Here is a 25862-nt window from a genome sequence, read left to right as displayed (position 1 = left end):
CGTCGGACCCGAGGGCCCGGTCAGCGGCTTCCCGCGACGGCGGCCCGGTCAGCGGCTCTCCGCGACGGCCACGCGGCCCGACCGCAGGGACGCCCGCCCGCGTACCGGGCCGCCGAGGGCGTGTGCGAGGGTCAGGAGGTCGTCGTCCGACACCACGCGCAGGCCGTGCTCCGCGAGCAGCGCGGCCATCGGCCGCGGCCGCCACAGCGAGCGCCACGGCTCGCCCGCCGTGACGGAAGCACCCAGCACGCGCGCAAGCAGCCGCCCCGCGGCCGCCTTCGCCGACGGCGCCTGGTAGTTGACGACGAGTGAGCTGCCCGCGGCCGTCCGGGCGGCGAGCGCGGCCACCGTGGCACGCACCTCTGCGCGCGTCAGGTACGGGACGACCCCCTCCCACAGCCAGGTGGTCGGCGCGGACGGATCGTGTCCGGCGGCGTCCAGCGCGGCGCCGAGGTCGTCGACGGCGAGGTCGACCGGCGTGAACCGCACGGAACGGGCGACGGCCGGGAGCCCGGAGTCCGGTACCCGGCCGTCCTCAGCCGGCCCGGCGAGCGCCGCGGCGGCCTCGGCGAGGCGGGCACGCTTGTCCTGCTGGGAAGCCGGATGGTCGACTTCCCAGACATCCGTGCGCGCGAGGTCCGGCAGCCGCCACGCGCGCGTGTCCAGGCCGGCGCCGAGGATGACCAGCTGGCCGGTCATGTGGGCGCGCAGGGCCGCGTCGATGGCGGCCGTCCGCGGCACGACGACCTCGGCGCACGCCCGCACGCTCTCGTACACGAGGCGCTCCCGCCGGCCCTCCGGTGGCGTGTTCGCGCGTACCTCCTCCACGGGCGCGCGCTCCGCGGCGCGCAGCAGCCCGACCGCGACCGGATCCGCGAACCGGTCCGTGGCCGTCCTCCCGTCAGCGGCCGCCCGCCCCTGGCAGACCAGTACCGCCGTCCGGCTCGCCGCACGCCCGCTTCCGTCCATGGAGCCACATTCAACACCAGGCCCGTCCGCCTCGGCGGCCGGTGCACCGCCCGGCGAGACATCGGCGGCCGTGCTCCGCTCGGGTCGGCCCGGCCCGGGCGGTGCGCCTCGACCGGCCGTCAGTTCCAGCGCACCGCGTGGAACAGCGTGGCGTCCGCTGGGTCGTTGACGCCGCACTCCCCGACGGTGGTGCCGCTCACGTTGACCGAGGCCGGAACGCACGCGTTCCCGCCGCCGGCCGGCACCCCGAGATCCGTCGCGACGCCGTCCGAACTCCACCGCACGGCACGCGGGTTGAGTCCGCCCTTGGTGGACTCGCCGACGACGACCCCGAGACCGCTGACGGCGGTGGCCTCGCCACCGTCGTCGCCGCCGAGTGCCGGGAGCGCGCTGACCGTGCCGTCGGCCTTCCAGCGGACCGGGACCAGTTGCCTCGGCCCCATCGCGGTGCTGACACCGGACATGCCGACGATCTCACCGTTGTCGTTGAGGCCGTTGGCCCGGCCCGCGGTGCCGCCGGGCAGCACGGGCAGTTCCTGCGCCGTGCCGTCCGGGTTCCACCGCACCGGACGCAGCCGGAGGCCGGAGCTGAGGGAGACGCCGACGGCCACCCCGGAGCTGTTGACGCCCAGGGCCCAGGCCTGTCTGTCGCCGGGGAGCGAGGGCAGGGCCGTGGCGCTGCCGTCGGGATTCCAGCGCGCGGCCCGTCTGAGGCCGCTGGTCGCGTCGTAGGTCAGACCGGCGACGAATCCGTTGCCGCTGACGGCCTGCGCCACGCCGCCCTTGCCACCCGGTGGCGCAGCCAGGCGGGTGACCGTGCCGTCGGCGTTCCAGCGCACCGGTTCCTGGCCGCTGGAGCCGGTCGCGTCGCCGACGATCACGCCGGCGTCGTTGACGGCGAGAGCCTCGCTCCCGGTGCTTCCCTGAGGGGCGGCCAACCGGCTGATGGCGCCTTGTGTGTTCCAGCGTGTGGCATAGGTGGCGTTGGCGGAAAGACGGGCCCAGCCGACCGTCAGACCCGCGCTGTTGACGCCGGTCGCGCTGCTCTGCGTGCCGCCCGGGAGGGTGCCGAGGTCGGTCGTGACCGCGGACGCGGGCGCGGCCGGCGCGATGACCGCGGCCGCTGCGAGGACGGCGCCCCATGCTGTGTGCCGAAGAGGTCTCATGACCGCGAGCCTGATCGACTCCGGCCCCCGGCCACAACAGGATCTTGCGCCGGAAACCGGCCTCCGGCGGTGATTTCCTGAGGTCGCGGGGCATGGAACGCGCCGGCGGAAGCACCCGTGTGGGCATGGAGTGCGTGATCTACCAGGAGAAGACCGGTGCGAGCGAGACCATCGACTGCCGGCGGGCGGACGGCGACCGCGAGGGCGCCCTGGAGCGTCTGGCCGTACTGAAGCCGGACGAGTTCGCCTGGATTCGCATGGACGAACCCCGCGAGGAGGAGCTGCAGAAGCTCGGCGAGCACCTGAAGCTCCATCCGCTGGCGATCGAGGACGCGGTGCAGGCCCGGCAGCGGCCGAAGCAGGAGCGCTACGGCGACGTGCTCGCGGTCGCCCTGAAGACGCTGTGGTTCGTCGAGCGGACGGCGGACGTGGAGACCGGCGAGGTGATGATCTTCCTCGGCCCGTCCTTCGCGCTGACGGTCCGGCACGGTGCGGACGATCCCACGGCGGAGGCGGCGCGCCGGCTCGCGGAGCAGCCGCAGATGGCCCGGCTCGGACCGGTCTGCGTACTGCACGCGGTGACCGATGTAATCGTCGACGCCTACGCCGAGGCCGCCGTACAGGTCCGCACGGACCTCACGGAACTGGAGCGGTGCGTGTTCTCACCCGCCCGCGACGACCTGACCGAGCAGATCTACTCGCTCAAACGCGAAGTCGTGGAGTTCCGCGACGCGGTGCAGCCGCTCGTTCCGGTCGTGCAGCCCTTCACCAAGCCGCGCGACGGCTGGCCGGCGCAGGTCGTGCCGTACTTCCGTGACGTCGCCGACCACCTCACCCGCACCGACGCCGAAGTCCGCGCCCTCGACGACCTGCTCGGCTCCGTCCTGGACGCCCATCTCGCGAAGGTCGGCACCTGGCAGAACGACGACATGCGCCGCATCAGCGCGTGGGCGGCGGTCTTCGCCGTTCCCACCACGGTCGCCGGCATCTACGGCATGAACTTCGCCGACATGCCGGAGCTGGACTGGCGCTACGGCTACCCGTGCGCGCTCGCCGTGATGGTGCTCGGCGCAGGGCTGCTGTACCGGGTCTTCCGCCGCAACGGCTGGCTGTGACGGCCGGTCGGCGCCGGGCCGCGCCCGAGTCCCGCCCCGGTCGCCGAAGCCGGGCTACTGGGGCGGGCGCCCGGACACGGCGCCGCCGGGGTCGTCGGCCAGGGCGATGCGCGCGGTGACGCGTTTGCCGACCGGCTCCCGCTGCGCTTCGAAGCCCTGGGCGACGGCCATGACGATCTCCAGCCCGTGCTGGCCCACCCGGCCGGCGTCCGCTGCTTTGGCCATGGGCAGCACGGGATCGGAGTCCCACACCATGACCTCGACCGTGTCACCGGTGATGCGCAGGTCCAGCAGCACCGGGCCGGGGGCGTACTTCCGGGCGTTGGTGACTAGTTCGCTGACCACCAGTTGGGTGAGGTCCATGGCGCGCTGCGAGACGGGCAGCCCGTGCTCGGTCTGCACGCGGGTGAGGAACTCCGCGGTCAGATGGCGGGCTTGCGCGATGTCCGCGCCGTCCCCGTCCAGGGCGACCGTGGTCTGCACGGTCCACTTCCCCGGCGTGGTGCCGTCCTCGCCCACCGGCAATGGTTCCATCGCGGCCACCTTCTGCACCCCGTTCGTCCTTCGCGCGTATACCCGCGTCGGTCATAGGTGACGCCGGATACCCCGGTGTCGGATCCGTCTCATCCCGGCATCGTCCGCCACCGGTCCCCGGATCGGCGTGCGCATGGAGTGGCTGAGCCCGGGATACCTGCTGTTCATGATGCTGTTTGCGGGGTTGCGTGAGACGGATCGGCGTCTGACCCGGCGGATTGCGGCGTGCGCCACACCGGGCGTGCACCGGACGCTGTCGGCGGTGGAGGAGTGCGCGCAGAGCACCAAGCTGTGGTGTGGCGCGGCGGTGGTCATGGCCGCGGCGGGAGGCCGGCGCGGGCGTCGCGCCGCCGGGGCGGGCCTGGTGGCGCTGGGCGTGGCGCAGTTGGCCGCCAACGGGTTGTGCAAGCGACTGGCGGACCGGCCCCGGCCGCCGAAGGAATGGATACCGCACGACGAGGTGGAGGACCGGCCCGACTCCTCCTCGTTCCCCTCCGGACACACCGCGGCCGCCACGGCGTTCACGGCCGCGGTGCTGCCGGCGTGGCCCGCGGCGGGCGTGCTGTGCGCGGTGCCGGCCGCCCTGGTGTCGGTGGAGCGCGTGCAGAGCGGCGCCCACTACCCCAGTGACGTCGCCGCCGGGGCCGTGATCGGGCTGGCCGCCGCGTGGCTCGTACGCAGGCAGCGGGCGAATTGGGTGTCCTGAACTGGTCTGTTCGGGGTACCCGCGCGTTCACCGGGGGCGCCGAGGCGCGCTTCCCGCAGGACGGAGTCGGTACGGAGGAGGTGATCCCCATGTCGTCCAGTACGCAGCCGCGTCAGGGCCTCGGCCATGAGACGGCGGGGCAGGAACCCGTGGGCGAGCTGGTGCAGCGCGCCTCGCAGCAGTTGACGGAACTGGTGCGCGGTGAACTGCGCCTGGCGCAGGCGGAGATGAAGGAGAAGGGCAAGAAGTACGGCAAGGGCGGCGGGCTGTTCGGCGGCGCCGGCCTGGTCGGGTTCCTGATGCTTCAGGCCCTGGTGAGCACGGTGATCGCCGCACTGGCGGTGGCGCTGCCGGTGTGGGCCGCGGGTCTCATCGTGACCGTGGTCCTCGCGGTGGTCGCCGGGGTGATGGCGTTGACCGGGAAGAAGAAGTTCGCCGAGGCCGCGCCGCCCGCGCCCGAGGCGACGATCGAGAACGTGAAGGCCGACGTGGCCGAGATAAAGGAGAGTGCGCACCGATGACCCAGTCGCCTCATGACGAGCCGACCGCCGAGAGCCCCGAGGAGCTGCGCGAGCAGGTCGAGCACACTCGCCGGGAACTCGGAGACACGGTGGAGGCGCTCGCGGCCAAGGCCGACGTCAAGGCCCGTACCAAGGAGAAGGCCGCCGAGGTGAAGGACCAGGCGGCCGTCAAGGCGGGTGAGTTGAAGGAACGGGCCGCGCTCAAGGCCGGGCAGGCCAGGGCCGCTGCCGCCCAGGCGGTCTCGCGTGTGCAGGAAAAGCTGCCCGACCCGGTCAAGGAGCAGGCCGCGCAGGTGGCCGGGCAGGCCGGCCAGGTGTGGGAGGAGAAGGTGCCCGAGCCGGTGCGGGCCAGGACGGCCCAGGGCGCGCGGATGGCGCGGGACAACCGCGGCCTGGTCCTCGCCGCCGCCTCAGCGGTCGCGGTGGTGTGGCTGATGTGCCGTCGGAAGGGCTGACGCGGTGAAGGCATCCAAGATCGCCTACAAGCCGGTCGGTCTCGCCCTGGGCGCCGTCAGCGGCATGCTGGCCGGCGGCCTGTTCAAACAGGCGTGGAAAGTCGCCGGTCACGACGATGACGCCCCCGACGCCACGGACGAGGACCGCGGCTGGAGCGAGGTTCTGCTCGCGGCGACCCTGCAGGGCGCGATCTTCGCGGGCGTCAAGGCGGCCGTGGACCGTGCGGGCGCGGTCGCCACTCGCCGGCTGACCGGCACCTGGCCGGGCTGACCGGCCGACGAGGGGGCGGGGCCGGCGAGTTTCGCCGGCCCCGCCCCCTCGTTCACCCCGAACCGGCTCAGGAGAACCGGAGCGACCAGCGCTGTGAGGGGCCCCCGGTGCAGGCCGCGGTGGAGACGCGGTCGTTCGCCGCCCGGGCGAGGCACTTGCGGCTGACCATGTTCCTGATCAGCGCGGGCTTGGTCTCGTCGATCTGCCACAGTGCCGCGTCGTCGGCGGCGGAGCAGGGCTTCATGCTCAACTGGTCGTTGCGCAGCGTCAGGCACAGCCTGGTCGCCTGCTGCCGCAATGCGGTGTACTCGACATCGTCGTTCCAGTACCACCTCTGGTACGAGGTGCCGTTGCAGTTGAAGACGTACGGGCCGTAGTCCGCCCGGAAGTCCAGGCACGGGCGGTCCGTGGCCTGGTTCACGAAGTTGGACAGCACCGGCGCGGCGTTCGCCGGCGTACCGCTCAGGCTCACCGCGAGCACGGCGCCCGCTCCCGCGGCCGCCAGCCTTGTCAGAAACATGGGTCCCCCTTTGCCTCAGCCTTCCTCAGGGATCGTAGGGCCGGCCCGAGCGGCGCACCCGCGTCCGCCAGGAGCCTCCACTCGTTCGGGTGGCGCGGCACCGCGCCGTCCGGCTCGGCCGGTGCCCCGGTGGAGGCCGTTTCGGCCACTCGGGTGCCCGCCGGGAGATGCGGTCGGTCCGGCGTGCCGCGATGGTGGAAGCGCTGAGCATCATCACCGCGACGCGATGAGGAACGTGCACATGGACAAGTCCAAGCTCATCGAGATGACCGCCCGCCGCCAGGCCGAACGCGCTGCCGGCGAGCAGCTCGGCACGGACGAGGTGGGACGGGTCCTCGACACCCTCTTCGGCACGGTGGAGCACGCGGGGACGATCGCCGAGGTGCTCAAGGCCCAGGAGACGGTCACCCTGGGCAGCTTCGGCAGCTTCCACGTCGCCGACGGAACGGCCGCGTTCCGTCCCGGCAAGGCTCTCACCGAGTACCTGCGGGACCAGACCGGGTGAGCGCCGGCGGCGCCCGGGCGTCCTCCCGGGCACGGTGTCCCGCGGGTGCGTCGTGGGACGCCTGACCCTGCGCGCCACCGGCCCGGCCGCTCCCGGCACGGTCTGGCGGCGCTACGCGTGCGTCGATCGCTGGCCGTCCTGGTCCCCGCAGATCAGGGCCGTGCACACGCCCGATCGCCGGCTGACCGCCGGCATGCGCGGAACGGTCGAGTCGGTGGCGGGTCTCCGCGTCGCTTTCGTCGTCGAATCCGTCGACCACGACCGGCGCACCTGGACCTGGCGGGTGCGGCTGGGCCCGGCCCGGCTCCGCCTGCGTCACGACGTGCGGGCACACGGGCGGGGCAGCACGACGAGCCTCACGATGCACGGCCCGTGGCTGGTCCTGTCGGCCTACGCCCCGCTCGCCCGGCTGGCCCTGCGCCGCCTGGTGCGGCCCTGACCCGGCCGGCGGTGGCGCCCGGCGCCTCGCGCCGCGGGCCTCGGCACGCGCCCGGCGCTCGACGCCCCGCTCGGGCGTAGCCGGGAGCGGGCGTGGTACCCGCGCGGTCCGGGGCCCGGGCACACCCGCCGGTCGCCCGGTTCGTGTCGGTCCCACCTCGGCCCTGGACATCGCATGCCACATGACCTCGCCACCGTCCACACCGCCATCGCACGGGAGACCAGTGCCCTCGCCGAACGGCTCTGGCGGATCGCGCTAGACCTGCACGCGCATCCGGAGCCCGCCTTCGAGGAACACCGTTCGGCGGCCCTGCTGACCGGGGAACTGGAGGCCGGCGGCTTCACCGTCGAGCGCGGTGTCGCAGGCATGCCCACCGCCTTCACCGCGACGACCGGCACCGGCACGGGCCCCAGGGTCGCGCTGCTGCTGGAGTACGACGCGCTGCCGGGCCTCGGGCACGCCTGCGGACACAACCTGATCGCGGGTGCCGGGCTCGGCGCGGCACTGGCGCTGAACCGGGCACTGGGTCCGGTCGACGGCACGCTGCTGGTGGTCGGCACGCCCGCGGAGGAGGGCGGCGGCGGAAAGGTCCGGGAGGTGGAGGCGGGCGTCTTCGACGGAGTGGACGCGGCCCTGGTGTTCCACCCGGGCGTGTACAGCTGGTCGTCCGCGCCCCTCACCGCCCAGGTCCAGTACCGGGTGGCCTTCCACGGCCGGGCCGCGCACCCCACCGGCAACCCGACCGAGGGCCGGGACGCGCTGGCCGCCCTCGTCCGCCTGTTCACCGCGCTCGACGGGCTGCAGCGCAGGCTCCCCGAGGGCTCCCACGTGCAGGGCATCGTCACCGACGGCGGCAAGCCCACGAACATCGTGCCCGAGTACGCCGAGGGGCTTTTCGGGCTGCGCGGTTCCACCGGGGACGACCTGGACGCCCTGATCGCCGAGCTGACCCGGTGCGCCGAGGGGATCGCCCTGGCCACCGATACGCGTACGGACGTCGGGCAGGCGTCCGTGCGCTACGAGCACTTCCGCAACAACGACGTGCTGTCCCGTGCGTTCGCCCGGCATCTGGAGCGGGCCGGCATGACGGTCGGCGATCCGGTGCCCGGCGTCCACCTCGGTTCGTCCGACATCGGGAACGTCAGCACGAGGGTCCCGGCCATCCATCCGTTCGTCGCCATCCTGGACTCCGACGCCTCGGACCACACCCCCGAGTTCGCCGCCGCGGCGGCCGGTCCCCGGGGCCGGGCCACGATGCTCGCCGCCGCCGAGGCTCTGGCGTGCACCGCGGCCGACGTGCTGCTGGAGCCCGGCCTGGCCGACAGCGCCTGGTCGGACCTGCGTCCGAAGGAGGTGGCGGGCCGTTGACCCGCGCACCGGGGCCGCCGCCCGCGCCACCGACGGACCACCGTTCGGCCGAACGGACCAGGCACCGCGGGCCGGACCGCCCGGACCGGGTAGGTGAGCCGGAAGGGCGCCGTCAGCCGCCTTCGACGGGAGCGAGGACCCCAAGTGCGTGAGATCTCCGGCACGGCCGGGCACCGCCGTGGCGCCGGCGCACCGCTGCGCGGACGGGTCGCGGTGGTGACCGGGGCCGCGCGTGGGGTGGGCGAGGCGCTGGCCCGGCGTCTGTCCGAGGCGGGCATGAGCGTGGTCCTGCTCGGACGCGAGAACGAGACCCTGCGCCGGGCGGCCGCCGCCCTGCCGAACCGGACCCTCTGCGTCGAGGCCGACGTCACCGACCGCGCCGCGCTGGAGAGCGCCGCCCGCCTGGTGGAGCGGGAACTTGGCCCGGCGAGCGTGGTCGTGGCCAACGCCGGCATCGCGGCCGGCGGCCCGTTCGCGGACACGCCCGCGGACCTGTGGCAGCGGGTCGTCGACGTCAATCTCGTCGGCGCCGCGAACACCGCCAGGGCCTTCCTTCCGCAACTGGCCCGCACACGCGGCTACTTCCTGCAGATCGCCTCCACGGCCGCCTTCGGCTCCGCGCCGATGATGAGCGCCTACTGCGCCTCCAAGGCCGGCGCGGAGTCGTTCGCGCTGGCTCTGCGCGGCGAGGTCGAACCCGATCACATCGGCGTGGGCGTCGCCTACCTGCACTGGACCGGCACCGACATGGTCGCCGGCATCGACGACCACCCCGTGCTGAGCGCGCTGCGCCGCAACCAGCCGCGGTTCGCGCGCCGCGTCCACAGCGCCGACCAGGTCGCCGACTGGCTCGCCTCCGGCATCGCCCGGCGCGCCCGGGCCGTCTACGCGCCGCCGTGGCTGCGCTGGTGCCAGCCGCTGCGGCCGCTCTTCCCGTCTGTTGTGGCCCGGATCACCCGCCGCGAACTGCGGCACCACTCCCCCGCCGAGCTGGCCTCCGATCTCACGGTGCTGGGTGCCGGCGGACGCGCCGACTGGGACGCCTACCGGTCCGCGGGCCGACCGCCCGACCATCCGTAGAGCCACGGCACAGGCGGCCCCGGCCGTCCTCCCGCGCCGGACCCGCACACCACGGACGGTCCTTTCGCACCCGTCGCACCGCGTTTGCCGGGAACGCACCAGGTGACCCGGGCAGCGCCGCGTTCCGGCGGCGCCCCGTGGATCACCGATGGATGGATCGCGCACATGACCGAGGACGGACGACGGACAGGCGGACGGTCGGCGACCCGGCGGCTGCGCGAGACCGCTGCCGAGGTGTTCGGCTGGGACGAACTGCGTCCCGAGCAGCTCACCGCCATGCGGTGGGTGCTGGAGGGACGGGACGCACTGGTCGTCATGCCGACCGGGTCCGGCAAGTCCGCCGTGTACCAGGTTCCCGCGCTGCTGCTGCCCCGGCCGGTGGTGGTCGTCTCGCCCCTGCTCGCGCTGCAGCGGGACCAGATCGCCGGGCTGCCCGGTGGCGAGCGCGGTCCGGGCGCCGTGGCCGTGAACTCCGACCTCGGCGCGGCGGAGACCGAGGCCGCGTGGGAAGCGGTCCGGGACGGCGCGGTGCGCTATGTGTACCTGTCTCCCGAGCAGCTGGCCAACGACGAGGTCGTGGGGCGGCTGGCCGAGGCGCGCCCCAGTCTCTTCGTGGTGGACGAGGCCCAGTGCGTGTCGTCCTGGGGCCACGACTTCCGGCCAGACTACCTGCGACTCGGCCAGGCGGTGGGGCGGCTGGGCAGGCCGCCCGTGCTCGCGCTGACCGCGACCGCCGCGCCCCCGGTGCGGCAGGACATCGTCGAGCGGCTGGACATGGAGCGGCCACGCCAGCTCGTCACCGGTTTCGACCGCCCCAACATCAGACTCGAGGCACACCTCCACCTGGAGGACGCCGAGCGGCGGCGCGTGGTCGTCGAGGAGGCCGCCGCCGCCGCGAAGCCGGGCATCGTCTACGCGGCGACGCGGAAGGACAGCGAGTCGTACGCCGCGGAACTGGCGTCCCTCGGGCTCGCCGCCGAGGCCTACCACGCGGGCCTGCGCGCCGCCGAGCGCCGGCGCGTCCACGAGGCGTTCCTGGCGGGCGACACGGACGTCGTCGTGGCCACCTCGGCCTTCGGCATGGGGATCGACAAGGAGAACGTGCGGTTCGTGCTGCACGCCTCGCTGCCGGGCTCCCTGGACGCCTACTACCAGGAGATCGGGCGCTGCGGCCGCGACGGGCGGCCCGCCCTCGCCGTACTGCACTACCGGGCCGAGGACACCGGGATGCAGGCGTTCTTCAGCAGCCGCACGGTGCGGCCGGAGTCCGTGGACGAGGTCGTGCGGGCGGTCCACGACAGTTCCGGCGATCCCCCCGACCTGGACGAGCTGCGGCGCGACGTGGGGATGTCCCGGGCCCGGGTCACCACGGCAGTGAACCTGCTGGAGGAGGCCGGCGCGGTGGTCACGGACGGCTCCGGCGCCATCCGGCCGGCCTCGGGCATGAAGCCGTCGAGCGCGGTGCGGCGGGCCGCGGACAGCGCGCGGGCGCACAAGCGGATGGACCGGTCCAGGGTGGACATGGCCCGGGCGTACGCCGAGTCGACCGGCTGCCGGCGGCGCTTCCTCCTCGGCTACTTCGGCGAGCGGTACGAGACGGCGTGCGGCAACTGCGACGTGTGCGACGAGCAGGAGGCCGCCGGCGCGGACGAGGCGCGCGAGGAGCGGCCCGCGAACGCGGGCTCGTATCCGGCCGGGGTCCCGGTGCGGCACGCCCGGTGGGGCCGGGGCACCGTGCTGAGCGAGGACGGGGACCGCATCACCGTGCTCTTCGACGAGGTCGGCTACCGGACGCTCTCCCTGGACGCCCTGGCCGGCCGGGAGCAGTTGCTGACGGTGGTGAGCGGACCGGACGGGGAGTGACCGGCGGCCGGGGTGCGGTCCCCCGCGCCCGGCCGCGGCGCCGGCCTGCGGCACACGTGCGGGGCGTCGAACAGTCCGCGGGCGCCGACCAGTTCGAGCAGCCGCTCGACGGCCGGGCCGACGGTGCCGATGGTGACGGTCTTGCCCTGGCGCAGGGCCTGCTGCCGCAGGTCCAGCAGGACGCTGAGGCCCGCGCAGTCGCAGAAGCCGAGCCTGCTGAGGTCCAGGTCGAGGCCGCAGGCCGAGTCGGCGAGCGCGGTGTGCAGCCGGTGGCGCAGGTGCCGGCCGGCGTTGAGGTCGAGCTCACCGCGGACCGTGACGCGGGTGCGGCATCCGCTCGCCGCGGAGGTGACGACCACGCCGCCCGGCGGCGCCGCGTCCCGGCCGGCGCCCGCACCCGCCGAGGGGCGCGCCAAGAGGGACTTTCCGTGATGGGCCGGCTCGCGCATGGCTCCCTCCGTCATCCGTTCGACGCGTTGCTCGGCAACCAAAGTACGCCACTCGATGCCGGAAACAAAGTACGTGTTTTTGGATGCGTGAAGCCGTAACCAGTAAACTCGGAGCATGGATGGAGTGCCCGAGCCACACAGCGGATGGACGTTCCTCACGAACCATGCCCGCGTACTGGCCGCCATCGCGGACGACCACAACGCCCGCATCCGCGACATCGCCGCCCACTGCAGGCTGACCGAACGCGCCGTGCAGAAGATCATCACCGACCTGGAGCAGGACGGATACCTGTCCCACACCCGCCAGGGGCGCAGCAACACCTACCGGATCGACCCCAGCCGGATCCTGCGCCACCCCGCGGAGGCCGGGATCGGGCTGACCGTGGCCTCGCTGCTGTCCCTGCTCGCCCAGGACGACGCCGACCGAACGGTGCGGAGCGACTAGCCGGCCCGGGCCCCGGGCCCCGCCCGCCGCGACCGTCGACCATGCGTACACGCGAACGGTGCGCCATCCTCCGGGGTGAGTGAGCGGTGCCGATGCGGGCAGAGCGAGTGGGGAGGGGATAGTGATGGGACCCCTGCCCAGCTGTTGTGAAAGAGGTGCCGACCATGGCCGACGAGGCCCTGCTGTTCGTTCTCCCGGAACGTCATCCGCGTCTGGGTGCGGCATTGTCCGCGGTCGGTGAGCTGGAGTGCGCCGACAGCCCCGCGGTGCAGGGCTGGCTGCACGCCCACGGGCTCCCCGCCTCCTCCGAGCACGTCAGGATCCTCCCGGCCGGATCCGAGGTGCTCATCCCCGAGGAGGCGGAGCGGCTGCCGGTCCCCCTCGGCGAGGAGGAGACCCTGCGGGTGGAGCACGCCTGTGCGCCGAGGTCCGTGACGGACCTGGAGACCGAGCTGGTCAACTTCCGGGACACCACGCAGGACTGGCAGTCGCTGGTCCACCGCGCCCTGACCGCCGGCATCCCCGCGCCGCGCATCGCGCAGCTCACCGGTCTGGATCCGCAGGAGATCGTCCAGGCCGTCGGCGACTGATCGGCGGCCTCACTCCGCAACCCGGCGCCGGGCGGGCGAGCGGCCCGGTCAGCCGGGTTCGGTGCGGCCGAACAGACCGGCGTGGCCCGGCGGCAACTGCGTGAGCAGACGGCGCAGCAGCGCCTGGTCCGCCACCTCGGCGAGGGTGGGCAGCACGGCGTCGATCTCGCGTCTCGCCTCGTCGAGGTCCTCGTTGCTGCGGTCGGCCACGGCCTCGACGAACGACGCCGGTGTCAGCGGCTCGCTGGCCGGCGCGCTCTCGGTCAGCAGTGCCCCGCAGCCGCCGGGCAGGAGCGCGGCCAGGTCGGTGCGGTCGTCGCCCACCAGGTGGGCGCCGAGGACCTCCAGCACGTTGCGCACGGCTCTGGCCCCCTGCCGCGGCCCGTCGTAGCCCGCGCGTTCGGCGACCTGGGTGAGGAAGGTGTCCAGGGTCCAGTTCATGACGGCCTCCTGTCGTGGCTCTGTCCTCCGCGGCGGCCGGGACGGCCCCGGCGCCGGGTGTTCACGAAGCAGGCGGGACATCACACGGGTGCGGCGTCGTGGACCATGCGGTGCACGTTGGCGACGCTGCCGCACCGGGCCGTCAGCAACTCGGCCTCCGTCCGGGCGAAGCCGGCGCCGAGTTCCTCCCGGCACCGCCGACTGAGGCTCTCGCGCACCCGGTTGACCAGGGTGCGCTCCTCGGCGTCCGTGTGCCGGGCGGTGGCGGAGGCCAACTGCTGGAGCCTCCAGTCCCATTCGGCGGAGCCGATCCGTTCCACGTGGAGCAGCGCGAAGAGAACCTTGACGGCTTCCCGGTGCGCGGCCTCGACGTGCTCGACGGTGCCGGCGTCCTCGAACGACACCAGCACGGGGTGCACCGAGGCTCTCCCGGCCTCACCGTGCGCGATCATCAGGTGGGCGAAGTCGTGCAGCGCGCCCTGGCGATCGGCCTCCGTGCTGCGCATCAGGCGGAGCAGGTCCTCCATCGTCCGGTGATCCTCCAGGATCATCTCGACGACGTCCTGAGTCGGCGTCATGGGATGCACCTCCCTGTCGGAGTGACTTTCACATCCCGTTACCCGCACCCCCACCCAGGATGCTCTTTATGCCCCATTTGCCCGATCGCCGCTGGCCGGCCGTGTCGTCACGGCCCGGGAAACGGGGGTGTCCGGGCCGGCGACCGCCGCGAGCGCCCTGGCCGAACGGCGGCGGTTGGCCCGCAGGCGGCGGAGGTAGGACCGGGCCATGGGGCCCGGGGGCACGCCGCGGGCGAAGGCCCGCATGTTGCGCTCACCGGCGTTGTAGCCGAGGGCGAGGAGTTCGTCCCGGCTGTACCGGCGTACGTGCCGCTCGGGCAGTCGCCGGTCGAGGTCCTTCAGGTGCAGGGCCGCCGCCCGCACGGCGAACGCGGGGTCGTCGCGCAGGTCCTCCCACCGGCCCGTCAGGCCGTGCGCGTGCCGCACCTCCTCGAACGTCGCCCGGTGCATGTTGGCGATGCCGAAGGAGGCCTCGGGCTTCCACCAGTGCCAGAGCCGCTCCAGCAGCGGGTGGTGGGGCTTGTACGCCTCGTTGTGGAGCACTCCCATCAGCAGCAGCGCCGACACCCCGGCCTCCTCGGCGCTGTGCACGACGAGCGGGGCGTAGTCGCCCGGGTCGTACCCGCCCGGCCGCAGCGGCGGCGTCGGGGCGTCGTCCCGCCCGGCCGGCCGGGACGGTCCTCCCGGCGCCGCGATCGTTTCCCGCGTCATCCCCTGTCCACTCTCCCTGGTCGAACCGACGGACGCGGTGGGGCCCGTCCGGGCTCCGCCGCCGTGACGTCCGCTTGCCCGCGCGGTGGTGGCTCAATCCACCGCCCACCGCGTCGGCGGACGCGCCACGGCCCCCGGCGGCGTAATGCGAGCCGGGAGCCGAAAGCCGAGGTGCGGGCGGGTGAGCGGCGGGAGCAGAGGCTCCGGGGCCAGGGGGGTGTGGGCCGGGTGAGCGGCGGGCGCTGAGGGTCCCGGGCTACGGGGCGATGGCGGAGGAGGCCGCCGGGGTGCGCGCGCCGTCGCCCGCCGACACGGCCTCGCCCTCGTCGAGGGAGACGTCCCTGGTCTCCTCGCCGAGGAAGAGCGCGACCAGCGTCAGCACCGCCATCGCGGAGAGGTAGACGCCGACCAGCCAGGGGGAGCCGCCGCCGGCCTTCCACAGCGCCACCGCGATGAACGGGGCGACGGCCGCCCCGAGGATGGAGCTGACGTTGTACGAGATGCCGGATCCGGTGTAGCGCACGCTCGTCGGGAAGAGCTCGGGCAGCAGCGCGCCCATCGGGCCGAACGTCATGCCCATCAGCGTGAAGCCGAGCACGAGCCACAGGACGACGCCGAGCGTGCCCAGACCGATCAGCGGCACCCAGACCAGCCCGAAGACCACGATCGCGGCGGTGACCCACAGCAGGGTGGTCCGTCGGCCGTACTTGTCGGCGAGCGGGCCGGAGACCAGGGTGAACACGGCGAAGAACAGCACGCCGAAGATCATCATCAGTACGAACGTGGTGTAGCTGTAGCCCAGGCCCGGCACGGCGGCGTCCTTCGGGGTGCGGCCGTAGCTCAGCGAGAACGTCGTCATCAGGTAGAAAAGCACGTACGTGGCCAGCATGAAGAAGGTGCCGAGGACCAGCTGCCTCCAGTGGCCCCGGACCACGGTGGCGAGCGGCAGCTTGCGCACCTTGCCGGCCTCGCGGGTCTTGGCGAACACCTCGGACTCGACGAGCCGCGACCGCACCCACAGGCCGATGGCGACCATCACCGCGGAGAACAGGAACGGGATGCGCCAGCCCCAGCTGACGAAGGCGTCGGAGGGCTGTGTGGGGTCGCCGCCGGCCGCGGACGGGAGCAGGGCGCCGATGATCAGGAAGAGGCCGTTGCCGATGATGAAGCCGAGCGGGGCTCCCAGCTGCGGAAAGGTGCCGTACAGGGCGCGCTTGCCGCGGGGCGCGTTCTCGGTCGCGACCAGCGCGGCGCCGCTCCACTCGCCGCCGAGCGCGAAGCCCTGCGCGAGCCGCATGAGCACGAGCAGCGCGGTGGCGATCCAGCCGGCCTGCGCGTAGGTGGGGAGCACGCCGATCAGCAGGGTGGCGAGGCCCATCGTGAGCAGGGAGACCACGAGGGTCCGCTTGCGGCCGAGCCGGTCGCCGAGGTGCCCGAAGACGACGGCGCCGATCGGGCGGGCGACCATCGCGGCGCCGAACACCGCGAACGACGACAGCAGGGCCGTGGTGGGGTCGCCGCCCGGGAAGAAGAGGGAGGGGAAGACCAGGACGGCGGCGGTCGCGTAGACGTAGAAGTCGTAGAACTCGATCGTCGTGCCGATGAGACTGGCGATGAGGACGCGGGACCGCGGATTGACGGGTGTCTGGGCGGAGCCTGTGGCTGGTGCGGGCATTGCTCGGTCTTTCGCGCGCGAGGTGGAGATCGGTTGCCGAAGGCCCGGATCACGCACGCGTCCCCTCGCCGAAAGACCGTGCGACCTGTGCGGGCGAGGTAAACGATCTCACTCGTCTTGCTTTCTGAAAAGCAAGTACCACGATGTGAGATCCCGGGTTCTCCACCAGGCCCGCGGCGGAGGTCCCGTGGTCCCGGTCTGCCGTCAGGGGGGGTGGACCCGCGACGCCACGGGAGCCGATCGTGGGGGCATGAATGATCACCGCATGCCACCCGGGGCGACCGGTTCGCGAGGTCCGGCCGGTGACGTGGCCTCCGGCGACGAGGAGGCCGGGGAGGTCCGTCGTTTCTGGCGCCGGCTCGGTCTTCCCGGACTGATCGACGTCCACACGCACTTCATGCCCGAACGCGTCCTGCACAAGGTCTGGGACTACTTCGACGAACAGGGACCGCTGACCGCCGGCCTCGAGTGGCCGATCACCTACCGGCAGGCGGAGGAGGAACGCACGGCCCTGCTGCGCCGGTTCGGTGTCCGGGCCTTCACGTCGATGCTCTACCCGCACAAGCCCGGCATGGCCCGGTGGCTGAACGGCTGGGCGGCCGACTTCGCCCGCCGCACCCCGGACTGCCTGCACACCGCCACCCTCTACCCCGAGCCCGGCGTCGAGAGCTACGTCCGTGAGGCCCTCGACGCGGGCGCCCGCGTGTTCAAGGCACACGTGCAGGTCGGGGCGTACGACCCGGCCGACGAACTGCTCCGGCCGGCCTGGGCGGCGCTGGCGGAGGCAGGGGTCCCGGTGGTGATCCACTGCGGTTCCGGTCCCGCGCCGGGCGAACACACCGGTCCCGGGCCGGTCGCCCGGGTGCTGGCGCGCCATCCGGGGCTGCGGCTGGTCGTCGCGCACCTCGGAATGCCCGAGTACGAGGACTTCCTCGGACTTGCCGAGCGGTACGAGCAGGTGCGGCTGGACACGACGATGGTGTTCACCGACTTCACCGAGAAGCTCATGCCGTTCCCGCCCCGGGCCCTGTCCCGGCTCGCCCGGCTCGGCGACCGCGTCCTGCTCGGCTCCGACTTCCCCAACATTCCCTACGCGTACGCGCACCAGTTGCACGCCCTGGAGCGCCTCGGTCTCGGACGGGAGTGGCTGCGGGCGGTCTGCCACGACAACGCGGCGAAGTTGTTCGGGCTGTGAGCATGATGGACACGCCCCGTTCACTCCGCCGGCGGCGGGGACCGGCCCGCGGCCGGTGCGGGCCGCCCGTCCCACCGGCGGGGCGGCGGAGGCGGCGCGCCGCCTCCGCACGTGCTGTGCTGTAGGGGGTTCCTCCGCGGCGAGGGAAGGGAGCGAGCCCGATGAGCCGAGCCGAGCAGCGCCCGCGGTGGGCGGCGGACCGCGTGGAGAGCACCGTCGCCGAGCCGAGCGGGTTGCTGGACCTGCTGGGTGTCGCGGCGGTGCTGCTGGAGGCCGACGGCCGTATCGACATGTGGAGCCCACAGGCCGAGGAGCTGTTCGGCTACGCCGGGGAGGAGGCGGTCGGGCAGTACGCGGCGCCGCTGCTGCTGCACCCCGAGCACCGCGACGCGGCGATCAGCCTCTTCGCCGAGGTGATGGTGTCCGGCCGGGGCTGGGCGGGGGCGTTTCCCGTCCGGCACAAGGACGGCAGTACCCGCATGGTGGAGTTCCGCAACATGCGGCTCACGGACCATCTGGGCGACCACTACGCCCTGGGCCTGGCCACCGACCGGGCCACGCTGCGGCAGGTGGAGCGCAAGGTGGCGCTGTCCACCCGGCTGGTCTCGCAGGCGCCGGTCGGACTGTCCGTCCTGGACAGCGAACTGCGCTACCTGGCCGTCAACCCGGCGATGGCCAAGATGCACGGACTGCCCGAGGCGGAGCACGTGGGCCGCGCCTTCCGGGAGGTCCTGCCCGGCGAGCCGTTCTCGGGCGCGGAGTCCGCGATGCGGGAGATCCTGGCGACCGGCGTGCCCGTCGTGGACCGGCAGGTGGTGGGCCGCACCGCGGCCGACCCGGACAACGACCGCGCCTGGGCGGTGTCGATGTACCGGCTGGAGGACACGCACGGGCACGTGCTGGGCATCGCCAACGTGGTGGTGGACGTGACCGACCGCTACGAGGCCGGCCGGCGAGCGGACCGGGCGCAGCAGCGGCTGCGACTGATGGCGAACGGTTCGGCCCATATCGGCACGACCCTGGAGGTGGAGCGGACGGCACGGGAACTGGCCGACGTCGTCGTGCCCGGTCTGGCCGACATGGTCGCGGTGGACCTCCTGGACTCCGTCCTGCAGACGGGCCGCGCGGAGCTGGACGAGGGCCCCGCCCAGTTCCGTGCCATGGCGGTCAAGACGGCCTATCCGAGCGAGGCCGGCGAGGCGATCGTCCCGCCCGGCTGCCTCACCACGTACCACGCCGACCACCCGGCGGCCCACTGCGTCCGCACCCGCAGGCCGCTGCTGATCACCCATGTGGGCAGCGGCGGCCACGGCCGCATCGCCGCCGACGCCGGCAAGGCCGGCCTGCTCGCCCGGGCCGGTGTGCACACCGACATGGCCGTCCCGCTCATCGCCCGGGACAACGTCATCGGCGTGATGGGCCTGGCCCGCGCCCGCAACCCCCAGCCGTTCGACGAGGACGACCTCGCCCTCGCCTGCGAGCTCGCCGCGACCGCCGCGCTGAGCATCGACAACGCCGTCCTGCACGAGCACATCCGCAGCGCCGCCGAGACCCTCCAGCGCAGCCTGCTCCCGCGTCTGCCGGCCCGCCATCCCGGCCTGGAGGTGGCCGCGCGCTACCGGCCCGCCCAGGCGTTCAGCCAGGTGGGCGGCGACTGGTACGACGTGATCCCGCTGGACGGCGAACGCACCGTGCTCACGGTCGGGGATGTGATGGGCAGCGGCATCGACGCGGCCACCACCATGGGCCGGCTGCGCACCGCCACCTCCACCCTCGCCGATCTGGACCTCGACCCGGCGCGCGTCCTGACCCACCTCGACAGGATCACGCTCGGCCTCGACCCCTACATCGCCACCTGCCTGTACGCCGTCTACGACCCCCGCCGCACCCGGCTGCACCTGGCGTCCGCCGGTCACCTGCCCCCGGTCCTGGTCCGGGCCGGCCGGCCGCCCGAACTGCTGGACCTGCCCACCGGGGTGCCGCTGGGGGTCGGCGGCGCGCCCTTCGACACCACGACCATCGCCCTGAGCCCCGGCGACCAGCTCGTCCTCTACACCGACGGCCTGGTCGAGACCCGCGACGACCCCATCGACGACCGCCTCGACGCCCTGCTGCGGCTGCTGGCGGAGGCGGGCAGCACCGTGGAGGAGACCTGCGACCGGCTCCTGGGGCGGCTGCGGCACTCGACCGGCCACGACGACGTCGCCCTGCTCGTCGCCCGGGCGCAGCCGCTCGCGCCGTAGCCGGAAGAGGCGGCGCGGCGCGACCCGCGGTGCCCTCCGGGCGCGTGCCCCTGCGCTTCCCCCGTCCTCAGCCGGGCCCGCTCCCGGCCGTGTGCGCCGGCGCCGGCGCGGGTGCCTCCTCCGGGCGGCTCACCGCGTCCCGCTTCCCGGCGCCGGCGCGTGTCGGTGCGGTGAGGACGGCGAGGCACAGGATGACGAGCGCGATGCCGGTCCAGCCGAGCGCGGGGAGCCGTTCGCCGACGACGAGGACCGCGAGGACGGCCGCGACCGCCGGTTCGAGCAGGGACAGAGTGGTGGCCGTGCTCGCCGGCACGTGCGCGAGCCCCCAGCCGAACAAGACGTAGCCGGTGAACATCGGGACCAGCGCCATGTAGAGGCCGACGGCCGCCCCGGTCCAGGAGTGCACGAGCGGGGCTCCGGTCGCCAGCAGGACGGGGACCAGGAGCAGCCCGCCGAGTCCGAACACCGCGCCCGTCGCCGCGCGTGGGGGTGTCCCACGGGTGATCAGCCGATGCGCGGCCCACGAGTACAGGGCGTACGTGGCCGCCGCCACGAGTCCCAGGCCGATTCCGAGCAGCATGCCGGCCACGGACCGGTGCCCGGCGCCGTCGGAGGCGTGGGACGTCTCCGCGACGCACAGCGAGGCCGTGCCGAGCAGGCCGAGGAGGGCGGCGAGCGTCCAGCGGCGTGTGAGGCGGCGCCGGTCCGCGACCCGCTCGATCACCGCCGAGGCCAGTGGCGCGGTGCCGATCGACACCACGGTGCCCACGGCGACCCCGGCCAGGCGCATGGAGCTGTAGAAGGCCAGCGGGTAGACGGCCACCGAGACGGCGCCGAGCAGCACCGTCCCGCGCTGCGCCCGCAGACGCGGCACGCTGCGAAGGGTCGGCCGCGCGGCGGCGAGGGCTTGCAGGAGCCCGCCGATCCCCATGGCGACGGCGCCGATGGCCAGTGGGCCGGCTTCCGGCGCGAAGGTGGCGGCCGTTCCCGTCGTGCCCCACAGCACGGACGCCGCCAGCACGCACAGCGCTCCCGTGCCCGCGGACCGGGCGCGACCGGCGCCGCTCACAACCGGTCCAGCAGGCCGGCCGCGAGCGCGCGGGCGTGCCGCAGGCGCTCGCCGTCCCCTTCGAGGCCGGCGCGTGCCATCGCGCCCTCCAGGAGGAAGGACAGGTGCTCGGCCGTCGCGCGGGCCTCTTCGGGGCGGCCGGGCAGCAGCTCGTCCAGGTGCCCGGCGATCAGGCGCTCGACCTCCTCCTTGTGGGCGCGGACCACGGCCCGGCCCTCGTCCCCGGCGGGCAGCTCGGCGGCGGCGTTGAGCAGGCCGCAGCCGCGGAAACCCCGTTCGTACGCGTACGCGGCGTGGTCCGCGTACGCGTCGAACACCGCCAGGACGCCGTCCCTGGGCCCTCGGGACGGCTCCAGCCGCGCCCGGTAGAGGCCGAGCCACTCCTCGTGCCGGGCGTCGAGGTAGGCGCGGACCAGCTCGGCCTTGGAGGAGAAGTTGTTGTACAGGCTCATCTTGGCGACGCCTGCCTCGGCGGTGATCGTGTCGATGCCGGTCGCCGCCACGCCGTCGGCGTAGAAGCGCCTGGCCGCCGCCTCCAGCAGCCGCTCCCGCGCCGGGCGCCGCCTGCCGCGGGTCGTCGTACTCATGTCGGTCTCGCCCATGACCATCCAAACTAGGTAGGTAGGTCTACCTAGATTAGGTCACGGGCGGGGTCTCGGCCATTCCGTTCAGGAGACGGCCGGGCGCCGATGTGACATGGACCACACATTGCTGGGCGTTAAGTCCGGTTTCGCCGTGGTGGCTGGGTACCCGGCGGGCGAAATGAGCGCCACTCGTTCCGAGGTGAAGGCAATGACCACTTCCCACGGGCCGTCCATGGAGACGCACCCCGACATCGTCGACATGCGAATGCGCCACGAGATGGCCGAGCGCGCCACCAGCACCCCCCAGGGGCAGGCCGTTGGCACCCTCGCCTTCCTCACCGGCATCTACATGGCCGCTTCGCCCTGGATCACCGGCTTCAACGCCCTGTCCACCCTCGCGGTCACCAATCTCGTCGTGGGCATCGCCTACGCCCTGCTCATGAGCGGGGGCTTCGGCCGAGCCTACGAGCGGACCCACAGCATGGCCTGGGGCGCCTGCATCCTGGGTATCTGGACGATCATCGCCCCCTGGGTCGTCGCCGGTAGTGTCGCCACGACCAAGACCATCGTCAACAACGTCGTCGCCGGCGCCATCGCCACGCTCCTCGCCCTCGCCGCGATCGCCGCGACCCGCAAGGCCGAGGCCGGCCAGACCGGCCGCGGCATGACAGCCCCCTACACACACCGCTGACGCGGCACCGGTCCCCCGCGGGCCGCGGTCCGTAGCGTGTTCCCGCCCGCCCGCGAGGACCCGGCGCGCCCTGGGCCGTACGGCCCGCGGGCGCGCCGGGTCCTCGTGGGCCGTACGGCGGGGCCGGGCGGTCATCGAGTGGTCATTGAGCGAAGGAGCAGCGCATGGCAGACGACGGACCGGCCCGCCGTGCCGTGGTGACAGGGGCGTCGTCCGGGATCGGCACCGAGTACGCGGCCGCGCTGGCCGCACGGGGCTGGGACCTGGTGCTGGTCGCCCGGCGCGCCGATCGGCTGGACGCGCTGGCGGGGCGGCTGCGCGAGGAGAGCGGGGCCGCCGTCGAGCCGATGGCGGCCGACCTCGCCCACTCCCCGGACCTCTCCCGGGTCGCGGCGCGAGTGGCCGCCGACGACGTGGCACTGCTGGTCAACAATGCGGGGATCAACGGGTACGGGCCCTTCGCCGAGGTCGACGCCGCCCTGCTCGCCAAGGTGATCGACGTCAACGTGGTGGCGCCGACGGTGCTGACCCGCGCGGCCCTCCCGCACATGCTGGCGCGCGGCCGGGGCGCCGTCGTCAACGTCGCCTCACTGCTGGCGTTCGCCGGCGCCCTGCCACCCGATCCCCTGCCCCACCGCGCCGTGTACGGGGGCACCAAGGGCTACATGGTGACGTTCACCAGGACCCTCGCCGCCGAACTCGCCGGCACCCCGGTGCGGGTCCAGGTCGTCTGCCCCGGGCTGACCGCCACCGAGTTCCACCTGGGCACCGGCGAGGCCCCCGTCGAAGGAGAAGCCCGGGTGCACGACGAGGGCGGGATGCCCGCCGCCGACGTGGTCGAGGCGTCCCTCGCCGCGCTGGAGAGCGACGAGGTGGTGTGCGTGCCCGGCCTGTCCGACGCCTCGGCGGTGACCCTGCTGGCCGACGCGGAACGAGCGCTGCGCGCCGGCTCGGGCGCCACCCTGGCCCCGCGCTACCGCGACGCAGGCCGGGCCGCGCGCTGCTGACCGCCCTCCCGGACCGGGCCCGCGCCGGGACGGCGTGGTCAGCCTGCCGCGGTGCCGGCGGACGGGGAGTCCGGAGCCGGGCGGAGCGTGAAGACCCGGTCGAGACCGACCATCGTGAGGACTCTCAGCAGGTGCGGCTGAACCCCGGTCAGGACGATGCCCGCCTCCGCCGCCCCGGCGTACTGGCGGGCCGCCAGCAGGACGGTGATGCCGGTCGAGTCGCAGAACTCCAGGTCCGACAGGTCCAGGTCCAGGCACTGGCCCGCCCGCAGGGCGAGGGATTCGACCTCCCGCCGCAGGAGGGCGGCCTGGGCGTGGTCCAGTTCGCCGGCCACGTGCAGGACGGGGCCGTCGGAGGCATCGCGGTGCGTGATGTTCAGTGGTGTCATCGTGGGTGCCTCGTCGCCGGGTGGGCCGGGTCGCCGGGCCGGGCTTCGAAGGCGGGGGCCTGGGAGCCGGGGATCTGGGAGGCAGGGACTTCTGAGGATGGGGCTCCCGAGGATGGGGCTTCCGAGGCGGGGGCACCGATGGCGAAGAGGGCCGTGTCGTCGTCGAGGCCGTCGCCGAGTCCCCGGAGCAGCTCGGCCAGCGCGGCGATCAGCGTCCGGGGCGCCGCCGACGTGTGCTCGGCGGCGAAGGCGAGCAGGCCGTCCTCACCGAACAGGGTGTGACGGGTGGGACCGGTGCGGGCCTCGGTGAGGCCGTCGGTGTACAGCAGGAGCGTGTCGCCGGGAGCCAGGGTCGTCGTGGCGGAGGTGAAGGGCGCGGTGGGCAGGGCGCCGACGAGCAGTCCGCCCGGGGTGTGCAGGAACTCGGCACGGCCGTCGGCCCGCATGACGAGCGCCGGAGGGTGTCCCCCCGAGGCCAGCCGCACGGTCGTGCGCCCGTCGCCGCCGGGTTCGAGTATGCCGAAGACGCAGGTGCAGTAGCGGGGGTCGCCGCCGGCCGTGTACCGCTCGTGCAGCGCGGTGTTCAGGGCGGTCAGCGCGGCACGGGGCTCGGGGTCGTGCTGGGCGGCGGCGCGCAGGGTGTAGCGGGTCAGCGAGGTGAGCGCGGCGGCCTGCGGGCCCTTGCCGCACACGTCCCCGAGGAAGAAGGCCCAGCGGCCGCCGCCGATGGCGAACAGGTCGTAGAAGTCGCCGCCGAGCTGGTCGGGAGAGGCCGCGTGGTAGTGCACGGCCGTCTCCAGACCGGGGACGGCCGGCAGGGTGTCGGGCAGCAGGGACTTCTGCAGCACGGCGAGCGCGTCGGCCAGCCGCTCCCGGTCGGCCTCGGCCTGCCGCCGGGCCTCCTCGGCCTGCCGCCGGGCCTCCTCGGCCTCGGCGCGCGTCCGCTCGGCCTCCTGGCGGGCGCGGTCGGCGTCCTGGCGGCGGCGCAGCAGCTCCTCCTCGTAGGCGCGCCGGTCGGAGGCGTCGACGACGGTGGTACGGATCAGCAGGGGCTCGCCCTCACTGCCGTGCTTGACCGAGGAGGAGACCAGCACCGGGATCCGGCGCCCCTCGGCGGTCTTCATCTCCAGGGCGACGCCCCGCAGTTCACCCTGCATGCGCAGCAGCGGCGCGAAGTGCGTCTCGTGGTACATCCTGCCGCCGACGGTCAGCAGGTCGGCGAAGCGCCTGCGGCCCACCAGGTCCGCGCGCCGCAGTCCCAGCCAGTCCAGCAGAGTGCCGTTGACCTTGGCGACCGTGCCGTCCATCAGGGTGGAGAGGTAGCCGCAGGGCGCGGATTCGTAGAGGTCCTCGACGCTGTCCTCGAGCAGGGCGGTGAAGGCCGGGTCGACGTCATCCCCGCCCCGCCGTTGGTTGCCCTCGGGCGGCTCGGACATGCTGTCGGTACGGCACATCACGGCCGGGCCTCCAGGAAGTCGACGATCGCCGCGGTCGTGGCCTCGGGGGCGCTGAGCTGCGGGCAGTGACCGGTGGCGTCGAGGGTGACCAGGCGTGAGGAGGGGATCGCCGCGTGCACGTAGGCGCCGACCTCGCGCGGTGCGATGACGTCCTCGGCGCACTCCAGGACCAGGGTGGGCACGGTCACGGTCTTGAGGTCGTCCCGGCTGTCGGAGAGGAACGTGGTGCGGGCGAAGACGCGGGCGATGTCGGGGTCGGTGGCGCAGAAACTGTTGGTCAGCTCCTGCCCCAGCTCCGGCCGGTCCGGGTTGCCCATGATCACCGGGGCCATGGCGGACGACCAGCCCAGGTAGTTCGACTCCAGGGAGGCCAGCAGCTCGTCGATGTCCTCGGCGTCGAAGCCGCCGCGGTAGCCCTCGTCGTCGATGTACCGGGGTGAGGGCGCCACCATCACCAGGGCGCCGATCCGCTCCGGCGCCGCCCGGGCCGCCAGCACCCCGACCATGGCGCTGACCGAGTGCCCGACGAACACCGCCCGGTCGAGTTCCAGCTCCTCGCAGACGTCGACCACGTCCTGCGCGTAGCCGTCGAGCGAGGAGTACCGCGCCTCGCTCCAGGCGGACAGGTCGGAGCCGCCGGAGCCGACGTAGTCGAAGAGCACGACCCGGTACCGCTGCGCCAGCGCCGGCGCGACCAGGCGCCACATGTTCTGGTCGCAGCCGAACCCGTGCGCGAGCACCAGGGTCGTCGCGTCGCTCGGGCCGGTGACCGTCACATTGTTCCTTCGGCGGATGCGCATACCATGCATCCTCCCATCCGGTACGA

General features: G+C 73.7%; 30 protein-coding genes. 16 read left to right on the top strand and 14 right to left on the bottom strand.

The genetic code is table 11. From position 1 onward, the window contains the following. Positions 1–48: 48 nt before the first annotated feature. Together TNCT1_RS19655 and TNCT1_RS19650 are read right to left on the bottom strand one after the other, a co-directional pair. Entirely contained in the window at positions 49–969 is a 921-nt protein-coding gene (locus TNCT1_RS19655) for a class I SAM-dependent methyltransferase (protein ID WP_143633835.1), read from the bottom strand. 119 nt (positions 970–1088) lie between these two features. Continuing rightward, positions 1089–2135 carry a hypothetical protein gene (locus TNCT1_RS19650; protein ID WP_143633833.1) on the bottom strand — a complete coding sequence of 349 codons (1047 nt, stop codon included), beginning with the start codon at positions 2133–2135 and terminating at the stop codon, positions 1089–1091. A gap of 92 nt (positions 2136–2227) precedes the next feature. Between TNCT1_RS19650 and TNCT1_RS19645 the strand changes: the two genes are divergently transcribed. Continuing rightward, entirely contained in the window at positions 2228–3250 is a 1023-nt protein-coding gene (locus tag TNCT1_RS19645) for a magnesium and cobalt transport protein CorA (protein WP_235902734.1), read from the top strand. A gap of 54 nt (positions 3251–3304) precedes the next feature. Here TNCT1_RS19645 and TNCT1_RS19640 read toward each other — a convergent pair whose 3' ends face one another. Further along, positions 3305–3784: an ATP-binding protein gene (locus tag TNCT1_RS19640; RefSeq protein ID WP_143633831.1), complete on the bottom strand. Its 480-nt coding sequence runs from the start codon at positions 3782–3784 to the stop codon at positions 3305–3307. Positions 3785–4025: 241 nt separating this feature from the next. Here TNCT1_RS19640 and TNCT1_RS19635 point away from each other — a divergent pair, with 241 nt between their 5' ends. From TNCT1_RS19635 to TNCT1_RS19620, 4 genes are all read left to right on the top strand, one after another. After that, on the top strand, positions 4026–4490 hold the full coding sequence (locus TNCT1_RS19635; protein ID WP_235902733.1) for a phosphatase PAP2 family protein: 465 nt from the start codon (positions 4026–4028) through the stop codon (positions 4488–4490). An 89-nt stretch (positions 4491–4579) separates the two neighbouring features. Beyond that, positions 4580–5011 (top strand): phage holin family protein, encoded by a 432-nt coding sequence (locus tag TNCT1_RS19630; RefSeq protein ID WP_174266354.1) that lies wholly within the window; start codon positions 4580–4582, stop codon positions 5009–5011. Continuing rightward, entirely contained in the window at positions 5008–5466 is a 459-nt protein-coding gene (locus tag TNCT1_RS19625; protein WP_143633829.1) for a DUF3618 domain-containing protein, read from the top strand. The genes TNCT1_RS19630 and TNCT1_RS19625 overlap by 4 nt, the downstream gene beginning before the upstream one ends. A 4-nt stretch (positions 5467–5470) precedes the next feature. Next, positions 5471–5737: a DUF4235 domain-containing protein gene (locus TNCT1_RS19620; RefSeq protein ID WP_143633827.1), complete on the top strand. Its 267-nt coding sequence runs from the start codon at positions 5471–5473 to the stop codon at positions 5735–5737. Positions 5738–5804: 67 nt separating this feature from the next. On the opposite strand, the gene TNCT1_RS19615 is transcribed toward TNCT1_RS19620, so the two are convergent. Further along, positions 5805–6257: an RICIN domain-containing protein gene (locus TNCT1_RS19615; protein WP_143633824.1), complete on the bottom strand. Its 453-nt coding sequence runs from the start codon at positions 6255–6257 to the stop codon at positions 5805–5807. A 241-nt stretch (positions 6258–6498) separates the two neighbouring features. On the opposite strand from TNCT1_RS19615, the gene TNCT1_RS19610 reads away from it, so the two are divergent. The 5 genes from TNCT1_RS19610 (at position 6499) to TNCT1_RS19590 (ending at position 11512) form a co-directional block, all read left to right on the top strand. Next, on the top strand, positions 6499–6762 hold the full coding sequence (locus TNCT1_RS19610) for a hypothetical protein (RefSeq protein WP_143633822.1): 264 nt from the start codon (positions 6499–6501) through the stop codon (positions 6760–6762). Positions 6763–6814: 52 nt separating this feature from the next. Next, complete coding sequence (locus TNCT1_RS19605; protein WP_373920485.1) at positions 6815–7201, top strand: SRPBCC family protein; 387 nt, start codon at positions 6815–6817, stop codon at positions 7199–7201. A gap of 174 nt (positions 7202–7375) precedes the next feature. Then, positions 7376–8569 (top strand): amidohydrolase, encoded by a 1194-nt coding sequence (locus TNCT1_RS19600; RefSeq protein ID WP_143633820.1) that lies wholly within the window; start codon positions 7376–7378, stop codon positions 8567–8569. Between the two features lie 144 nt (positions 8570–8713). Then, on the top strand, positions 8714–9649 hold the full coding sequence (locus tag TNCT1_RS19595; protein ID WP_143633818.1) for an SDR family oxidoreductase: 936 nt from the start codon (positions 8714–8716) through the stop codon (positions 9647–9649). A 165-nt stretch (positions 9650–9814) separates the two neighbouring features. After that, positions 9815–11512, top strand: coding sequence for a RecQ family ATP-dependent DNA helicase (locus TNCT1_RS19590; RefSeq protein ID WP_143633816.1), 1698 nt, complete (start codon positions 9815–9817; stop codon positions 11510–11512). Here the strand turns inward: TNCT1_RS19590 and TNCT1_RS19585 are convergent. Next, positions 11434–11961 carry an STAS domain-containing protein gene (locus tag TNCT1_RS19585; protein ID WP_143633814.1) on the bottom strand — a complete coding sequence of 176 codons (528 nt, stop codon included), beginning with the start codon at positions 11959–11961 and terminating at the stop codon, positions 11434–11436. The genes TNCT1_RS19590 and TNCT1_RS19585 overlap by 79 nt on opposite strands. A 115-nt stretch (positions 11962–12076) precedes the next feature. On the opposite strand from TNCT1_RS19585, the gene TNCT1_RS19580 reads away from it, so the two are divergent. Together TNCT1_RS19580 and TNCT1_RS19575 are read left to right on the top strand one after the other, a co-directional pair. Further along, positions 12077–12406: a helix-turn-helix domain-containing protein gene (locus TNCT1_RS19580; RefSeq protein ID WP_143633812.1), complete on the top strand. Its 330-nt coding sequence runs from the start codon at positions 12077–12079 to the stop codon at positions 12404–12406. Positions 12407–12570: 164 nt separating this feature from the next. Continuing rightward, positions 12571–12996, top strand: coding sequence for a DUF6003 family protein (locus TNCT1_RS19575; protein ID WP_143633810.1), 426 nt, complete (start codon positions 12571–12573; stop codon positions 12994–12996). Positions 12997–13044: 48 nt separating this feature from the next. On the opposite strand, the gene TNCT1_RS19570 is transcribed toward TNCT1_RS19575, so the two are convergent. The 4 genes from TNCT1_RS19570 to TNCT1_RS19555 form a co-directional block, all read right to left on the bottom strand. Then, positions 13045–13437: a DUF2267 domain-containing protein gene (locus TNCT1_RS19570; RefSeq protein WP_143633808.1), complete on the bottom strand. Its 393-nt coding sequence runs from the start codon at positions 13435–13437 to the stop codon at positions 13045–13047. An 80-nt stretch (positions 13438–13517) separates the two neighbouring features. Beyond that, complete coding sequence (locus TNCT1_RS19565; protein WP_143633806.1) at positions 13518–14015, bottom strand: hemerythrin domain-containing protein; 498 nt, start codon at positions 14013–14015, stop codon at positions 13518–13520. A gap of 66 nt (positions 14016–14081) precedes the next feature. Further along, a complete protein-coding gene (locus tag TNCT1_RS19560; protein ID WP_235902731.1) occupies positions 14082–14726 on the bottom strand; it encodes a lytic transglycosylase domain-containing protein in 645 nt (214 codons plus the stop codon). A 256-nt stretch (positions 14727–14982) separates the two neighbouring features. After that, entirely contained in the window at positions 14983–16401 is a 1419-nt protein-coding gene (locus TNCT1_RS19555; RefSeq protein ID WP_143633804.1) for an MFS transporter, read from the bottom strand. Between the two features lie 265 nt (positions 16402–16666). On the opposite strand from TNCT1_RS19555, the gene TNCT1_RS19550 reads away from it, so the two are divergent. After that, entirely contained in the window at positions 16667–17596 is a 930-nt protein-coding gene (locus tag TNCT1_RS19550) for an amidohydrolase family protein (protein ID WP_235902755.1), read from the top strand. A gap of 161 nt (positions 17597–17757) precedes the next feature. Continuing rightward, positions 17758–19839, top strand: a complete 2082-nt coding sequence (locus tag TNCT1_RS19545; RefSeq protein WP_143633800.1) for a SpoIIE family protein phosphatase — start codon at positions 17758–17760, stop codon at positions 19837–19839. Positions 19840–19906: 67 nt separating this feature from the next. Here TNCT1_RS19545 and TNCT1_RS19540 read toward each other — a convergent pair whose 3' ends face one another. Further along, positions 19907–20860, bottom strand: coding sequence for a DMT family transporter (locus TNCT1_RS19540; RefSeq protein ID WP_143634017.1), 954 nt, complete (start codon positions 20858–20860; stop codon positions 19907–19909). Between the two features lie 44 nt (positions 20861–20904). Next, entirely contained in the window at positions 20905–21510 is a 606-nt protein-coding gene (locus TNCT1_RS19535; protein WP_143633798.1) for a TetR/AcrR family transcriptional regulator, read from the bottom strand. 190 nt (positions 21511–21700) lie between these two features. On the opposite strand from TNCT1_RS19535, the gene TNCT1_RS19530 reads away from it, so the two are divergent. Both TNCT1_RS19530 and TNCT1_RS19525 read left to right on the top strand, forming a co-directional pair. After that, a complete protein-coding gene (locus TNCT1_RS19530; protein WP_235902729.1) occupies positions 21701–22183 on the top strand; it encodes an SPW repeat protein in 483 nt (160 codons plus the stop codon). A gap of 164 nt (positions 22184–22347) precedes the next feature. Beyond that, complete coding sequence (locus TNCT1_RS19525; protein WP_143633796.1) at positions 22348–23190, top strand: SDR family oxidoreductase; 843 nt, start codon at positions 22348–22350, stop codon at positions 23188–23190. 38 nt (positions 23191–23228) lie between these two features. Here the strand turns inward: TNCT1_RS19525 and TNCT1_RS19520 are convergent, their stop codons facing one another. Genes TNCT1_RS19520 through TNCT1_RS19510 form a run of 3 tightly spaced genes read right to left on the bottom strand, consistent with a single transcriptional unit; the run spans position 23229 to position 25836 of the window. Then, on the bottom strand, positions 23229–23579 hold the full coding sequence (locus TNCT1_RS19520) for an STAS domain-containing protein (protein WP_143633794.1): 351 nt from the start codon (positions 23577–23579) through the stop codon (positions 23229–23231). Further along, positions 23576–25033: a PP2C family protein-serine/threonine phosphatase gene (locus TNCT1_RS19515; protein ID WP_143633792.1), complete on the bottom strand. Its 1458-nt coding sequence runs from the start codon at positions 25031–25033 to the stop codon at positions 23576–23578. The genes TNCT1_RS19520 and TNCT1_RS19515 overlap by 4 nt, the downstream gene beginning before the upstream one ends. Next, positions 25033–25836, bottom strand: coding sequence for an alpha/beta fold hydrolase (locus TNCT1_RS19510; RefSeq protein WP_143633790.1), 804 nt, complete (start codon positions 25834–25836; stop codon positions 25033–25035). The genes TNCT1_RS19515 and TNCT1_RS19510 overlap by 1 nt, the downstream gene beginning before the upstream one ends. Positions 25837–25862 lie beyond the last annotated feature (26 nt).

The organism is Streptomyces sp. 1-11, from assembly GCF_007176755.1.
Taxonomy (GTDB): Bacteria; Actinomycetota; Actinomycetes; order Streptomycetales; family Streptomycetaceae; genus Streptomyces.
The sequence above is the reverse complement of the archived record's forward strand: the minus strand, read 5'-3'. Positions and strand labels throughout refer to the sequence as shown.

Coding starts and splice junctions, on each gene's coding strand:
- TNCT1_RS19655 (WP_143633835.1), bottom strand. CDS start 969: ATGGACGGAAGCGGGCGTGCGGCGAGCCGGACGGCGGTACTGGTCTGC.
- TNCT1_RS19650 (WP_143633833.1), bottom strand. CDS start 2,135: ATGAGACCTCTTCGGCACACAGCATGGGGCGCCGTCCTCGCAGCGGCC.
- TNCT1_RS19645 (WP_235902734.1), top strand. CDS start 2,228: ATGGAACGCGCCGGCGGAAGCACCCGTGTGGGCATGGAGTGCGTGATC.
- TNCT1_RS19640 (WP_143633831.1), bottom strand. CDS start 3,784: ATGGAACCATTGCCGGTGGGCGAGGACGGCACCACGCCGGGGAAGTGG.
- TNCT1_RS19630 (WP_174266354.1), top strand. CDS start 4,580: ATGTCGTCCAGTACGCAGCCGCGTCAGGGCCTCGGCCATGAGACGGCG.
- TNCT1_RS19625 (WP_143633829.1), top strand. CDS start 5,008: ATGACCCAGTCGCCTCATGACGAGCCGACCGCCGAGAGCCCCGAGGAG.
- TNCT1_RS19615 (WP_143633824.1), bottom strand. CDS start 6,257: ATGTTTCTGACAAGGCTGGCGGCCGCGGGAGCGGGCGCCGTGCTCGCG.
- TNCT1_RS19610 (WP_143633822.1), top strand. CDS start 6,499: ATGGACAAGTCCAAGCTCATCGAGATGACCGCCCGCCGCCAGGCCGAA.
- TNCT1_RS19600 (WP_143633820.1), top strand. CDS start 7,376: ATGCCACATGACCTCGCCACCGTCCACACCGCCATCGCACGGGAGACC.
- TNCT1_RS19590 (WP_143633816.1), top strand. CDS start 9,815: ATGACCGAGGACGGACGACGGACAGGCGGACGGTCGGCGACCCGGCGG.
- TNCT1_RS19585 (WP_143633814.1), bottom strand. CDS start 11,961: ATGCGCGAGCCGGCCCATCACGGAAAGTCCCTCTTGGCGCGCCCCTCG.
- TNCT1_RS19580 (WP_143633812.1), top strand. CDS start 12,077: ATGGATGGAGTGCCCGAGCCACACAGCGGATGGACGTTCCTCACGAAC.
- TNCT1_RS19575 (WP_143633810.1), top strand. CDS start 12,571: ATGGCCGACGAGGCCCTGCTGTTCGTTCTCCCGGAACGTCATCCGCGT.
- TNCT1_RS19570 (WP_143633808.1), bottom strand. CDS start 13,437: ATGAACTGGACCCTGGACACCTTCCTCACCCAGGTCGCCGAACGCGCG.
- TNCT1_RS19565 (WP_143633806.1), bottom strand. CDS start 14,015: ATGACGCCGACTCAGGACGTCGTCGAGATGATCCTGGAGGATCACCGG.
- TNCT1_RS19560 (WP_235902731.1), bottom strand. CDS start 14,726: ATGACGCGGGAAACGATCGCGGCGCCGGGAGGACCGTCCCGGCCGGCC.
- TNCT1_RS19555 (WP_143633804.1), bottom strand. CDS start 16,401: ATGCCCGCACCAGCCACAGGCTCCGCCCAGACACCCGTCAATCCGCGG.
- TNCT1_RS19550 (WP_235902755.1), top strand. CDS start 16,667: ATGCCACCCGGGGCGACCGGTTCGCGAGGTCCGGCCGGTGACGTGGCC.
- TNCT1_RS19545 (WP_143633800.1), top strand. CDS start 17,758: ATGAGCCGAGCCGAGCAGCGCCCGCGGTGGGCGGCGGACCGCGTGGAG.
- TNCT1_RS19535 (WP_143633798.1), bottom strand. CDS start 21,510: ATGGGCGAGACCGACATGAGTACGACGACCCGCGGCAGGCGGCGCCCG.
- TNCT1_RS19530 (WP_235902729.1), top strand. CDS start 21,701: ATGACCACTTCCCACGGGCCGTCCATGGAGACGCACCCCGACATCGTC.
- TNCT1_RS19525 (WP_143633796.1), top strand. CDS start 22,348: ATGGCAGACGACGGACCGGCCCGCCGTGCCGTGGTGACAGGGGCGTCG.
- TNCT1_RS19520 (WP_143633794.1), bottom strand. CDS start 23,579: ATGACACCACTGAACATCACGCACCGCGATGCCTCCGACGGCCCCGTC.
- TNCT1_RS19515 (WP_143633792.1), bottom strand. CDS start 25,033: ATGTGCCGTACCGACAGCATGTCCGAGCCGCCCGAGGGCAACCAACGG.
- TNCT1_RS19510 (WP_143633790.1), bottom strand. CDS start 25,836: ATGCGCATCCGCCGAAGGAACAATGTGACGGTCACCGGCCCGAGCGAC.